Raw genomic sequence first — 13,284 nt, forward strand, 5'->3', positions numbered from 1 at the left:
TGGTTACTAGATAGTTAAAATAAATAACCACATATTGATATTATAGTTTTTGACAATTTTGTTTCCTAACGATTTGCTTATAAATTGTTACCGAAATTTTAGTTAATAAATATATTAATGAGTGTTATAATATTCAAGAAATATCCTTAAATTTTCTTTAGTTTATTTTTAGTCAAAAAATAATGTTTATATTTAAATATATTGTTATTATTTGGAGAATTTATTATGCAATTATTTTTAAGTTGGTCTGGTTCATATAGTAAAGATTTAGCAATTGAATTTAAAAAATTTTTAGGTGAAATTTTTAAAGATAGTGATGTTAATACTTTTATATCATCTGATGATATAAAATTTGGATATAATTGGAATGATATTATTAAAAAAAATTTAGAATCAAGTGATATAGGATTATTATTCTTGACACCAGAGAATATTAATAGTACTTGGTTAAATTTTGAAGCTGGTTCAATTCATGAAGATGAAAATAACGAATCAAGAATAATTCCTATCCTATTCAATCACTATCAGGAAAATGGAATTGAATTGATAGAAAATTCACCTCTTAAGCAATTCCAAAGTATTGTTAATCCAAATAAACAGAATATCCATAGATTGATAATTGATATTAATTCAAAGATTAATAAAAAAATCTCTCAAAATAAATTATTGAATACTTTTGATGATGAATGGCATGAGTTAGATTTAAAAATAAAATCCTTAAAAAATAAATATCAATCAATTTCATTTAACTATAAAGGAAGTCAAATAAGTGTAAAAAATGAATCAATTCTAAGGCATCCTAATCATGATGTTATTCGTGTTTTTCCTTTTAATGAATATTTTGATACAAAAGTTAATGATGAAATTGTTACGAAGAAATCTCTTAATGGTAAAATTCTAGCAAAAATCTTAAAAGAAGATGACGTCAGTATTGATGAAATTAACGATAAAATGTGTGAAGATAAAAATTTGAAAAAGAATTTTATAGAAAATAATGAATCAAGAGATTCAGGGAAAACAAAAAAATATAAATTAGGTACGATATTTAAGTATGATGATACTATATTTTTTACTGCTATGACGAATGTAAAAGATGGAAACAAGGCAACCTTAAGTATTAGTAATTATATCCAATTTTTATTTTTCTTTTGGAATCAAATTGACGAGTTTTATGCCGGTAAAACTACAATTATGATACCTCTTTTTGGATCTGGTATAACCAGAATTAAAGCTAACTATAATGAACTTTTAAAAATAATATTATGGACTTTCAAAATTAGTAAGAGAGAATTAAACTTTAACTTTAATTTATCAATTGTATTAGATCAAAAAGTAAATAAAAAAATTAATTATTATGATTTAGAAAACAACTTTAATATTTTATAATAAATGGTAAATTATGGAAATTTTTTTGAATTGATCTAGAGATTATAGTAAAAATTTAGAAATTACTTACCATTGATATTACAAAATATTTCGCCTTTTATTTCAGAAAAGGATAGTATTCTAGATACAAGATGGAATTAATCTTTAAATAAACATTTATAATCTAGTTCAATTGCATTGTCATTTATAGCATCTGATAATATTAATGAGACATGTTTAAATTATGAAGCATGATATTTAGCGAAAGCTTTCGAAAATGATGAAAAATAATTCCGATAGCTTTTAATGAATAAAATTCAGATATAGATCTAATTAGTATGCACTTAAAACAATTTCAAAGTATTATTAATCCATATTAAAAAGGGATTTTTGAGTTAACATAAACATTGAATTAAAAATATTTTATAATCTGATGCATCTAATATAATTAAAAAATTTCATGATCTATCGAAATATTTAGATGTAATAATTTATAACTATACTAATAAATTATAATAATTATACTTTGATAAAAAAATATCTAAAGATGTTGATGTTTTAGCTAGACAATATGGTAATATTAATACCAACAACAGATTATCTCTAATTTATTCAAGTAAAATTAAGCTACTAACTAGTAGACATTGGAGAGTACTTGGATATTTTAAACGCAACCGATATCGTATTCAAAATTTATAATAAAATTTTAAGGATTTATTCCAATGTTTTTAATTGGCTTAAATCCTTTTTTATTGGCATATATAAAAATATCATTAAAATATTTAGTCATATTATAGATATCCATAATATATTTCAAAAATTTTGAACTTAATAGTTTAAAAACTTTAAATTATGTCATTATCAAGGTAATCCATCTTAGACTAAAATAATTTCATAATTTTTATTAACTTTGAGTTAGTTTGCGAATATTTTGTTTGGAGATTGACAAAGGTGAAAACTGGGATTACTATGAGTGAGTACTCATTCAGAAAAAGAAAAAAGGAGTGATCAAAATGCAGCCAACCATCACGGTGCAAAATTTGGAACAGGGGTATGGCAAAACAATTATTTTGAAGGATATCAACCTTACTGTGAATCGGGGACAGATTTTAGCGCTAATCGGTCCGAGTGGTTCGGGTAAATCAACGCTCATTAAGTCGATTATGGGCATGCTACTACCTAAACAAGGGCAAGTTCGAGTGCTTGATACCCCGATGCCCGACCGGTTAATTCTCGGAAAGATTGGATTCATGGCCCAAAATGATGCTTTATATCAAGGGTTAACGGGAAAAGAAAATCTCGAATTCTTTGGTTCCTTATTAGGGATGAATCAGGCAGATATTCAGCAGCAACTGGATTATGTGGCCGGAATTGTGAACTTAGGTCCGCATTTGGATAAGTTCGTGAAGGATTATTCTGGTGGAATGAAACGGCGGTTGTCACTAGCCATTTCTTTACTGGGACAACCCCAAATTTTGATTTTAGACGAACCGACGGTGGGAATTGATCCGGAATTACGAGCTCACATTTGGGATGAGCTGCACAAGTTGGCGCAACAGGGATGCACAATTTTATTGACCACCCATGTGATGGAAGATGCCGAACAGGCCGATCAATTGTTGATGATTCGTCGGGGCGAGGCCATTGCCCAAGGATCACCACAAGGATTATTAGATCAGTTTCAGGTTAAGCAAATTGAACAGGTTTTCATTAAAGCAGGGAGGGATCAAGATGCGCGTCTGGGCAGTAACTAAACGAATTATCATTGAGATGTTGCGTGATAAACGGACGATTGCCATGATGTTTATTGCGCCGTTGTTTGTACTAACGTTGATGAACTTTTTATTTACCTCGAATAATAACCAAAAGGCGACGTTAGCCGTACACAACGTTGACAGCACGTTGGTTAAGAATTTACCTAGTAAGCATCTGCAAATTAAGCAGATTGATAATCAACACAGCGCGGAAACTAACATTCGTAACCACGATTATGCCGGGGTCTTAACTCAGCAGGGAGATAAATTGCAGCTGACCTTACAAAATAGTGATCAAACGAAGACCGCGCTGATTTTACAGGGATTAAAAACAACGCAAGTGAAACTGAAGATGCAGGCGGCTAGCACTACGATGCAAAAGCAGGCTCAGGCCTTGCAACAGCTCCAGGGACAGTTAGGGACAGCCATGCAGCACGCGCAACCACAAGCGGTTCCTAACTATCAGCTGCACACTAAGTACTTGTACGGAAGTAGTAAATCCACGTTCTTTGATACGTTACTCCCGATTATGATTGGCTTCATGGTCTTCTTCTTTGTTTTCCTAATTTCTGGGGTGGCCTTTTTGGGCGAACGAACCTCGGGGACGCTTAGTCGCGTGTTAGCAACGCCGATTCGCAAGCAGGAGATTATCATTGGTTACATTGGTGGTTACGGGATCTTTGCGGTGCTGCAATCTATTCTGATTGTCTGCTTTAGTATCTATGCCTTTAAGATTCAACTGCTAGGAAACATTTTGAACGTGGTCTTAATTGCGGTCATGCTGGCACTGGTAGCCTTAACCCTCGGACTTTTGATTTCGACCTTTGCCGATTCTGCCTTTCAAATGGTACAATTTATTCCATTAGTGGTGATTCCCCAGATTTTCTTCTCTGGAATTATCCCGATTAACCAAATGGCAGGCTGGATTCAACCGTTGGCAAAATTGATGCCCCTGTACTACGGTTCCCAAGCCATTACGGATATCATTCAAAAAGGGGTTGGCTTTTCTGCTATTTTACCAACGGTCGTTATTTTGGCCCTGTTTGCCCTTGTCTTTTATATTTTAAACGTAATGACCCTGCGCAAATACCGGCGGGTTTAATTGCTAGTTAAGGAAATTCGCGATGACTAAGAACATTCAAAATATTTTTGCGGCCAGTTTACAGCAAACCAATCTTTCCCCAAAGCAACAAGCCGTGTTACAGGCCAGTTTAGACCTATTTTCGACCCAGGGTTTTAACGCAACTAGCACGAAGGATATCGCCCAGGCGGCGGGTGTGGCGGAAGGAACGGTGTATCAGCAATTTAAAAATAAGAACGGAATTTTGCAGGCCATTCTAGATCCGTTTATCCAATCCGTGTTACCGCAAGTGGTGCAGGATTTTACGACGGAAGTGGGGACGCGCCAGTTCGATGATTTAGAGGACTTTTTGACCTATATTATTAAGAACCGGATGCTTTTTGCGTTAGAAAATAAGGCACAAATCAGAATTTTTGCGCAAGAAATTTTTCGTTCTGATGAGCTAGTGAACCAGGTTAAAAACCAACTGGGAACGTTGAAAACCGGCTCGTTAGCACACCAGTTACAAGAATTTCAGCGGCAGGGACAATTGGTGCAATGGCCGCTCCCCCGCTTGCTTCAATTCGTATTTAGTACCTTCATGAGTTTTATTTTACCGGTGATTATTACTAACCGCGATGATGTGAGTGAAACTCAGGTGGAACAGTGGACTACGGAAGCAGTTACTTTTCTCTTACATGGTTTAACGCCTCAATAAGCTTAAGCAGCAGTTAATCAATTGATTAGCAGCTGCTTTTTTTATTGGCGGAGATCACATTGACAAATATAAGAATTCATTTAAAATGATAACAATTTACCTTTAAAAGGAAAGGAGGGATTTAATTGGAAGAAATTAAATTACAAAAGGTATCCTTTGCCTATCCAGAAAAGCCGGAACCGGTGTTTACCGATCTTAGCCTTACCTTTAACTCTGATTGGAAACTAGGAGTGATTGGCCGAAACGGACAGGGGAAAACCACCTTGTTGAAGTTAATTGCCGGTCAGTTACACGGATCCGGGGTGATTCAAAGTAACTTACCGTTTCAATTCTTTCCATTTCCAGTGGCATATACAGAACTAGTAAGTGACTTCTTTACCCGAACTACCACCATTCCGGTATGGCAATTAAAACGGGAGTTGACCTTACTAGGAGTGGATGCATCGATTTTATACCGCGAGTATGGAACGTTGTCTGGGGGAGAAAAAACGAAAGTTCAGTTGAGTATGCTGTTTGCGGACGAGACAACCTTTAAGTTAATTGATGAACCGACCAATCATTTGGATCAGTTGGGCAACCAACAGGTCATTGATTATTTACAGCATAAGCAGGGATTTATGTTGGTTAGTCATAACGCCTATTTATTGGATCAAGTTTGTGATCAACTTTTGGCATTGGAAAAGACGGGGATTCAGCTCTACCATGGTAACTATCGAGCTTTTCGCGAGCATCGCCAGTTAGCGGAACAAGAACGGGCAACGACCAATGCTAAAATTGAGCGCCAGGTAGCTAAGTTGGAAAAAAGCGCCCGTCAGCACCAGCAGTGGTCCCAAAATAAGGAAAAGCAAAAATTTAATCGGAAGGGCGATCCGGATCAGAAGGTGATGGACCGCGGCATGATGGGTAATCGGGCGGCTCGGTTAATGAAAAAGGCTAAGGTAGCTGAACGCAAACGCAACCAAGCGATTACGGAACAAACGGCCTTGAAGAAGGCCACTGAGACCGTAGAACCGTTGGAATTAAAACTGCCGAAGCCGGATCACTCGACCATTTTGCGCTTGAATTCAGTCCAGCTGGGTTACGGCGACCGTCAGTTATTTGCGCCCCAGTCGTTTACAGTTAACCGTGGGGATGTCTTAGGGATTGTCGGTGACAATGGGTGTGGGAAAACTAGTTTGTTGCAGGCCATTTTGGGGACCTTTTCTGGGACACAAGTGGGAGAAATTCAACGTCGACCGCATTTAACGATTAGCCCGTTGTTTCAGACTTATCACCATGAAGAGACCATTCCTGCTTATGTTGAAAAAATGGGATTAGACCGCGAACTCTTTTTGAGTAATTTACATAAGTTAGGGGTCGCGCGGACCGATTTTACGAAACGGATTGATCAAATGAGTGCGGGTCAGCAGAAACGAATCGAGCTGGCGCGCTCGTTATCAATTAGTGCTGATCTCTACTTGTGGGACGAACCGCTGAATTATTTAGATGAGTACAATCGCCGGCAACTTGTGGCAGTCATAAAAGAAAGCCCCATGACCTTACTGGTAATTGACCATGACTTGGAATTTATTCACCAAGTTGCTTCGACGATTATTAATTTAGAACGTTAGTCTTTGACCAGCTGGGTGAAATGGTGCGAATCACATGGAGCATAAAATGAAACCAATTAAACAAGTGGCACTCAATGACCTAGCGAGTTCGATTGCCACGCAAGCCTTTAGCATTTATACGTTTTGGTACATTGCCAGCCACCTGCATAACCAGGGGTTAATTTCACTACTGGGTGGTTTGGAATTACTGACGGTGTTACTAGCCCCGGTCGGAGGTGTGGTTGCTGATACTTGGTCCCGGGTTAAGATTATGCAAATCATTAGTTTGATTCGGACTGGTCTATTATTAGCCTTTGTGGTTCTGTTGCTTGTAACCCAGCAATTAAGTTATTTGTTGATTGCAGCGGGAACCGGACTTAGTATCTTATCCGCTTTTTATAATCCAGCGGTGGAGGCCATTATCCCAGACTATGCTGATTCCGATGCCGAACTAGTGCAGAATAATACGATTGTAAACGTCGCCAATCAAACAGCAACCATTGCCGCTTCAGTGGTAGCGGGCTTGTTTACTTTTTTGCCCAGCAACTTGATGGCGTACGGCTTATTGCTACTGTTATTGGCAATTGCAACGATTAGCATCTTACGCTTACAAGATTACTCACACCGACAACCGGACGACCATCCCTGGGATAACTTTCGCTCAACCAAGCTTGTGAGTGAGTTTAAAGCCATTGTTAAAATTCCGGTCATTCGGGTTTTATTGCCCTATGCAATTATTTTGAACCTAAGTTTTTGGAGCTTCTGGTTCTTGACCCCGTTATACTTAACAACTTACTTACACAGGTTTCGGATTGCCTTTTCGTTACAGGAACTGTTAATTGGAATCGCGGCAATTACGTGTGGGATAGTAGTGGGTAGATACACGGGATTACTGGCACGCTTGATTCGCTGGTATCCACTTTTTTTACTGTTGCAAGGGAGCGGTTTTGTGCTGTTTTTGTTGGTAATGCAAATAACGTCAAACTTGCTAGTTCAAGTGGTAAGTTTTTGTCTGGCTTGGCTGATGTATGGAACCTTCAACTTTTTAACGGGACTTATGTTTGTGACGGCGGTTCAGCGCAAGCTGCAGCCCGAACAAATGGGGAAAACGTTGGGAACGATTTTCTCAATTTTTGGGATTCTCTCGCCTCTGGCTTCGCTGATCACGGGTGTGGTGCACCAGCCCAATACCCAACTAATGTTGGGGTTGGTTCTACCGATGATTCTGGTCCCGCTGGTGATGTTATTTGATGGACGAGTGAAATGGGTTTTACAATCAGATCATTAAAAAAACAGACGCCTAGTACAGACGTCTGTTTTGCTAGATTTAATTAATCAGCTTGGTGCTCGTGCATAAAGTGGGGCAAATCCTCTGAAATTTGGTGTGGGAGCACGACGTATTGTTGTTGGGCTAACTGATCCGCAATGGCGCTGTGGGTATACACGGCTGCAAGAACCGCGTCATCCACGGATTGAAATTGCGCTACAAAGCCACTAATAATCCCGGCTAGGGTATCACCCATACCACCAGTAGCTTGAGCGGGAGTTCCAGTGGTGTTTTGAAATGCTCCGGTAGGGGTAAAGACTTCTGTTTGTGCTGATTTAACCACGGCAATTAGGTGCGGATGATCGACTAATAATTGGTTATACGCTCGTTGGTTAGTCGCTGGATTTTGGTTAGTTAGTTGCACGCCCGTCAGCCGTTCCCACTCCATTTGGTGGGGCGTGACGATGATGGTAGCCGTTGGCAATGCCAATTGGTACTTAGCAACTAAAGTTAAGGCTGATCCATCAACTAGGAGCACTTGTTCTGGGGTAACCAGGTTAAATACCAGCTTGATTAAGTTGAGGGCTTGTTCATCGGTTCCGAGCCCAGACCCTAAACTAATCACGTCCATGGTGGGTAACAACTGGGTTAGTTGCGCCTGATCTTGGTAATCAGCGAACATCGCTTCTGGAACCCACGCGTGCAGGCTACTTTGATTGCTAGCATCCGTGAAGGTGGTGGTTAAACCCGCTCCGGCGTAAACCGTGCCGAGGGTACTCATGATAATGGCACCGCCAAAGTTATGATTTCCTCCGATCAGCGCCACCTTGCCATAGGTCCCCTTGAAGCTCTTTGTTGGTCGTTTGCGGATTACTTTTGGTAGAATTGAAGATGTAATTAATTTCATTGGATTCACCTCGAAACTATTATAGCATTCAACAGGTTGATTCATGGTAGGATTAAAGCAACGACATCGGGAAAGGATGATCTCTATATGACAGATTGGAAAGCAACTGCTGCTAAGTATCAAGATCAATATCTTGCAGATTTGAAACAACTGGTGGCGATTGACAGTTCACGTGACGTGGAAAATCAAACGGATGAATTTCCCCTGGGACCCGGCCCCGCTAAGGCCTTGGACCAATTCTTAGACTTTGGGAAACGCGACGGCTTTACGACGAAAAACATTGATAACGTGGTCGGCTACATTGAATACGGAACGGGTGATGATTACTTCGCCATCCTCGGTCACGCGGACACGGTTCCGGCGGGCAATGGTTGGGACACGAATCCTTTTGAACTTTTAATTCAAAATGGGCAAGCCATTGGGCGAGGAACTTCTGACGACAAGGGCCCAGCACTGGCTGCTTACTACGGTCTGCGGATTTTAAAGGATCTCGGGATTGAGCCCAAGCTAAAAATTCGGTTAATCATTGGAACTGACGAAGAAACGAACTGGACGGGCATGAACCGTTACTTTGAAACGGAACCAGCTCCTACGGCTGGTTTTTCACCAGACGCTGAATTTCCATTAATTAATGGTGAAAAGGGAAATGTTACCTTCGAAACCCATTTTGATGGGGACAACGCGATCTCTGAACAACAATTGTTATCGTTCAAAGCGGGACTCAAGGAAAACATGGTGCCCCGGGATGCCGAAGCATTTGTGACGATGGAAGATCCTGATGCGGTCATGAAAGACTTTGATGCCTTTATTGAAAATGCGCCAGTTAGTGGAGTAGCCAGCATCATTGGGAAACAAATTCACTTTGAAGTGGTGGGAAAAGCAGCCCACGGAATGGAACCGCGCAACGGGATTAACGCCGGGACTTACCTAGCCATGTTCTTAAAACAACTACCGTTAGATCAACCCGGCACGAACTTCATTCGCTTTATTACCAACAACCTGCACGATGATTCACGGGCCCGGCAATTAGGACTGCAATTTACTGATGAAGTCATGGGTGACCTAACTATGAACGTTGGGTTAATGGATTACGATGCTGAAACGGGCGGCGTGGTTAACACCAACTTCCGTTATCCGAAGGGAATCACGCCAGCAGAGATTCAAGCACACTTGGAAAAGGCCGCAACCCCATATCAAGCAACGGTTACGCAGACCAACAACATGGAACCGCACTTTGTTCCTGCTGATGATCAGTTAGTCACTGATTTGATGAACGTGTACAAGGAACAAACGGGTGAAACTAACGCACAACCAGAGGTAGTCGGGGGCGGCACCTTTGCTCGCTTGATGGAACACGGAGTCGCCTTTGGTGCTCTTTTCCCGAATGCAACTGATACCATGCACCAAGCCAATGAATTCCAACCAGTGGCCGATTTAATGTTAGCAATTTCAATTTACGCGCAAGCCATCTTTACGGTCACTAAATAATTTGCGTGCTTCGATTGACAACGACATGGATTAGTTATATCGTTAAGGCAAATTAATATCTGATTGATGGAAGAGTTGAGTAAGAAACCTTAAATCACAGAGAGTCTCCGGCTGGTGCGAGGAGATGATGGCGGGTTTTTGAAGATGGACTTGGAGTCATTAGCGGTGAATCATGAGCCGTTAACGGAGTGGTGGTCGTTATTACCACAGGGTTTGAGCTATGTTGATAGCTGTAACTCACGGAGGCTAGGGTAGTGATACGCTGGCGAAGTAAGGTGGTAACGCGAAGCATTCGTCCTTTTTAAGGATGAATGCTTTTTTATTTACAATCACTTTGAAGGGGGAATTAAGATGTCAAAAGCAGCACGCAGACTTATTTGGCTGGGGCTAATCGTTTTTGTAATCATTATGGGATACTTCAGTTTTGGGCGGGGAGCTGCCCAACAAAAGAATACGATTACCGTGGGAATCATGGCCGGATCAAAAGCGGAACAACAAATTTGGGATTCCGTAGCGCACACCGCCCAGCAAAAGTACGGATTGACGGTGAAATTCCAACGCTTTACTGATTACAGTCAACCGAATGCCGCATTGTCAAACCACAGCATTGACGTAAATGCCTTTCAAAACTATCCCTTTTTAGCTTTGTGGAACCAAAAGCACCACGACCACATCGTTGCGGTCGGGGATACCATCATCGAACCAATGCGGATTTACTCCTATCAAAGTAAGAGTGTTAATGATTTACCGGCTGGTAGTACCGTAACGGTCCCCAATGACGCGAATAATGAATCGCGGGCGTTGTTTGTTTTGCAAAGCGCGGGACTCTTAAAGTTAAAACCTAACGTTAAACTTGCGGATGCACGTTCAATCGTTGCCAATCCCCGGAATATAAAAATTAAAGAAGTGGATGCCAGTCAAACGGCGCGCTCTTTAAACGATGTAGGGGCTGCAGTTGTGAACGGAAACTACGCGCAAACCGCTTCGTTAGATCCCCACAAGGCCATCTTTACCGAACCGTTTAACCAAAATTCCAAGCAGTGGATTAACTTTATCGCCGCTAATCGGGATAATCGTAATGATCCACGGATTAAGAAATTAGTGAAGGCCTACCAAACGAAAGCAACAGCGAAAAAGATTAAACAGGTCTCTGGCATCAACCAAATTCCCGCTTGGAACCTCAAACTAAAGTAGAAAGGACGTTTACTCATGAAAGCAGCAGAAAAAGTACAAATTTTACGTGATTTAATCCAAATTCCAACCGTTAATGGCAATGAAGCTGCCATCACGGACTACTTAGTTCGCTTGTTTCAAGAGCACGGAATCGCGAGTCAAGTCCAACCAATTACGGATGATAAAAGTCGCACCAACTTAATTGTTGAGATTGGTTCCGGAAAAACGGACCAAGTCTTTGGCTTTACTGGACATCAGGATACGGTAACCGTGGGCGACGAAGCAGAATGGGAACATGCTCCGTTTGCTGCGACTGTGGTTGGGGATAAGTTGTACGGTCGGGGGGCCGCTGACATGAAGAGCGGCCTCGCTGCCGAAGTAATTGCGCTAATCGAGTTAGTGGAAGAACAGCGAGAAATTCCCGGCAAAATTCGGTTGTTAATTACGGCAGGTGAAGAATATGGTGCTCCTGGGGCCTACCAAATTGCTCCCAACCTGCTAACCGATTTAGATGCGTTAGTGGTCGGCGAAGCCACCGATGGGAACGTGACCTACGCGCACTCTGGCAGTTTTAACTACCGGATTGTGAGTCGGGGAAAAGCTGCCCACAGTTCGGTTCCAACGCACGGAATTAATGCCATTCAAGGATTGGTCAAGTACATCCAACGAGAAGCCCAAATTTTTGCCGACTTACCGGTTGACCCAACTCTCGGCCACGTGCAACACAGTGTGACGGTGATTCGTGGGGGAGAACAGGTGAACACGATTCCAGATGCCGCTGAATTATTGGGAAACGTGCGACCAACCTCCACATTTGGTAACCAGGCAGTAGGCAAGTTACTGCAAACCACGATTGACCAGTTAAACGAAACCACTGATTACGAGTTAGAACTCCAGGTGATTCACGACTTTTATCCAGTTGAGAGTCAAGCGGACGAGTGGTTAGTGCGAAACGCGGTAGAAATCTCACAGGTCAACTATCCGGATCGGCAAATTCATGCCGGCATCGATAATGGAGCGACGGATGCAAGTGTGTTTGTTAAACAGAATCCTGAGCTTCCTGTCATCGTTTTGGGTCCCGATAAAGCGGGAACGTCCCACCAACGGACCGAACACACGACCATTAGTAGTTATTTGAATACAATTAACATTTATAAGAACCTGGCAACTCAATTTTTTGCGACCCAGGCCTAACGAAAGAGCACGATTAGAATGATTTCTAACCGTGCTCTTCTAGTTAATTACAGTTTTTTGATTTTTTCATCAATTTGCTTTAAAACGATGGCCGCATTTTCAGGATCCTGCAGGTCATAAGTTTGTAAATCAATCTTCATTTTGGGGCTAACGTCGTAGTCCTCATACCATTGTTGGTAGGCTTGCCACATTTTGTGATAGTAAGCCTCCAACTCTGGATTATCGTCAAATTGTTCGTAATCACGACCCCGTTTTTTAATCCGGGCCAAAATTGTGGGAAAATCAGCGTCGGCATACACCAGCAAGTCGGGACGTTGCTTGGGCATTTCTGCTAATTCAGCCATCATGTTGTCCAAGAGTTTGAGGTAAACTGATAGTTCGATGTCAGAAATGTTACCGGCTGCATTATTTTCTTTGGTGAACAATGCATCCTCGTAAATAGAGCGGTCCAGGACGTTATTGTCATCGGCTAAGGCCTTTTTAATCATCGCAAATCGTTTGTTTAAAAAGTAAATCTGCAGCAAAAAACCATATTGTTGGGGATTTTTGTAGTAGAGGGGTAAAACCGGATTGTCCCCCACCGGTTCATAAAACGGTTTGGTGTGGAGGTGTTCAGCAAGTTTACCGGTCAGCGTGGTTTTGCCGACCCCAATCATTCCAGCAGTAATTATCACCATAAAGAGCTCCTTCTTCTATAATAAGATTAGTATAGCACGCCCGTGAATTTCGATAAAATAGCGGAGCCTCGCGGCGAGTTATGGTATCCTAG

11 protein-coding genes are annotated in these 13,284 nt (G+C 41.1%); 9 read left to right on the forward strand and 2 right to left on the reverse strand.

Features of this window, described 5'->3' with window-relative positions:
- The first annotated feature begins 225 nt into the window (after positions 1-225).
- The 6 genes from M3M38_RS00185 to M3M38_RS00210 all read left to right on the forward strand — a co-directional run bounded on the left by M3M38_RS00185 (position 226) and on the right by M3M38_RS00210 (position 7,774).
- Positions 226-1,386, forward strand: coding sequence for a macro domain-containing protein (locus tag M3M38_RS00185; protein ID WP_252814191.1), 1,161 nt, complete (start codon positions 226-228; stop codon positions 1,384-1,386).
- A 986-nt stretch (positions 1,387-2,372) separates the two neighbouring features.
- On the forward strand, positions 2,373-3,119 hold the full coding sequence (locus M3M38_RS00190; RefSeq protein WP_420842664.1) for an ABC transporter ATP-binding protein: 747 nt from the start codon (positions 2,373-2,375) through the stop codon (positions 3,117-3,119).
- Complete coding sequence (locus M3M38_RS00195) at positions 3,097-4,221, forward strand: ABC transporter permease (protein ID WP_252814193.1); 1,125 nt, start codon at positions 3,097-3,099, stop codon at positions 4,219-4,221. Before M3M38_RS00190 ends, M3M38_RS00195 begins: the two co-directional genes overlap by 23 nt.
- Positions 4,222-4,243: 22 nt before the next feature.
- The gene (locus M3M38_RS00200; protein ID WP_252814194.1) at positions 4,244-4,897 is read left to right on the forward strand and encodes a TetR/AcrR family transcriptional regulator; all 654 of its coding nucleotides are present in this window, start codon (positions 4,244-4,246) and stop codon (positions 4,895-4,897) included.
- Between the two features lie 125 nt (positions 4,898-5,022).
- Complete coding sequence (gene abc-f / locus M3M38_RS00205) at positions 5,023-6,507, forward strand: ribosomal protection-like ABC-F family protein (protein ID WP_252814195.1); 1,485 nt, start codon at positions 5,023-5,025, stop codon at positions 6,505-6,507.
- Between the two features lie 46 nt (positions 6,508-6,553).
- Positions 6,554-7,774, forward strand: a complete 1,221-nt coding sequence (locus tag M3M38_RS00210; RefSeq protein WP_252814197.1) for an MFS transporter — start codon at positions 6,554-6,556, stop codon at positions 7,772-7,774.
- A 43-nt stretch (positions 7,775-7,817) separates the two neighbouring features.
- Here M3M38_RS00210 and M3M38_RS00215 read toward each other — a convergent pair whose 3' ends face one another.
- Positions 7,818-8,660: an NAD(P)H-hydrate dehydratase gene (locus M3M38_RS00215; protein WP_252814199.1), complete on the reverse strand. Its 843-nt coding sequence runs from the start codon at positions 8,658-8,660 to the stop codon at positions 7,818-7,820.
- Between the two features lie 87 nt (positions 8,661-8,747).
- Here M3M38_RS00215 and pepV point away from each other — a divergent pair, with 87 nt between their 5' ends.
- The 3 genes from pepV to M3M38_RS00230 all read left to right on the forward strand — a co-directional run bounded on the left by pepV (position 8,748) and on the right by M3M38_RS00230 (position 12,515).
- Positions 8,748-10,148 (forward strand): dipeptidase PepV, encoded by a 1,401-nt coding sequence (gene pepV, locus M3M38_RS00220; RefSeq protein WP_252814200.1) that lies wholly within the window; start codon positions 8,748-8,750, stop codon positions 10,146-10,148.
- 345 nt (positions 10,149-10,493) lie between these two features.
- The gene (locus M3M38_RS00225) at positions 10,494-11,342 is read left to right on the forward strand and encodes a MetQ/NlpA family ABC transporter substrate-binding protein (RefSeq protein ID WP_420842665.1); all 849 of its coding nucleotides are present in this window, start codon (positions 10,494-10,496) and stop codon (positions 11,340-11,342) included.
- Between the two features lie 15 nt (positions 11,343-11,357).
- The gene (locus M3M38_RS00230; RefSeq protein ID WP_252814203.1) at positions 11,358-12,515 is read left to right on the forward strand and encodes an ArgE/DapE family deacylase; all 1,158 of its coding nucleotides are present in this window, start codon (positions 11,358-11,360) and stop codon (positions 12,513-12,515) included.
- Positions 12,516-12,562: 47 nt separating this feature from the next.
- On the opposite strand, the gene M3M38_RS00235 is transcribed toward M3M38_RS00230, so the two are convergent.
- The gene (locus tag M3M38_RS00235; protein ID WP_252767091.1) at positions 12,563-13,192 is read right to left on the reverse strand and encodes a deoxynucleoside kinase; all 630 of its coding nucleotides are present in this window, start codon (positions 13,190-13,192) and stop codon (positions 12,563-12,565) included.
- Between the last annotated feature and the right edge of the window lie 92 nt (positions 13,193-13,284).

The sequence above is a fragment of the Fructilactobacillus cliffordii genome (assembly GCF_024029355.1).
Taxonomy (GTDB): domain Bacteria; phylum Bacillota; class Bacilli; order Lactobacillales; family Lactobacillaceae; genus Fructilactobacillus; species Fructilactobacillus cliffordii.

Bases quoted from the DNA above. Each gene is read 5' to 3' on its own strand.
- M3M38_RS00210 (WP_252814197.1), top strand. From the start codon at position 6,554: ATGAAACCAATTAAACAAGTGGCACTCAATGACCTAGCGAGTTCGATT.
- M3M38_RS00195 (WP_252814193.1), top strand. From the start codon at position 3,097: ATGCGCGTCTGGGCAGTAACTAAACGAATTATCATTGAGATGTTGCGT.
- M3M38_RS00215 (WP_252814199.1), bottom strand. From the start codon at position 8,660: ATGAAATTAATTACATCTTCAATTCTACCAAAAGTAATCCGCAAACGA.
- pepV (WP_252814200.1), top strand. From the start codon at position 8,748: ATGACAGATTGGAAAGCAACTGCTGCTAAGTATCAAGATCAATATCTT.
- M3M38_RS00185 (WP_252814191.1), top strand. From the start codon at position 226: ATGCAATTATTTTTAAGTTGGTCTGGTTCATATAGTAAAGATTTAGCA.
- M3M38_RS00230 (WP_252814203.1), top strand. From the start codon at position 11,358: ATGAAAGCAGCAGAAAAAGTACAAATTTTACGTGATTTAATCCAAATT.
- M3M38_RS00235 (WP_252767091.1), bottom strand. From the start codon at position 13,192: ATGGTGATAATTACTGCTGGAATGATTGGGGTCGGCAAAACCACGCTG.
- M3M38_RS00200 (WP_252814194.1), top strand. From the start codon at position 4,244: ATGACTAAGAACATTCAAAATATTTTTGCGGCCAGTTTACAGCAAACC.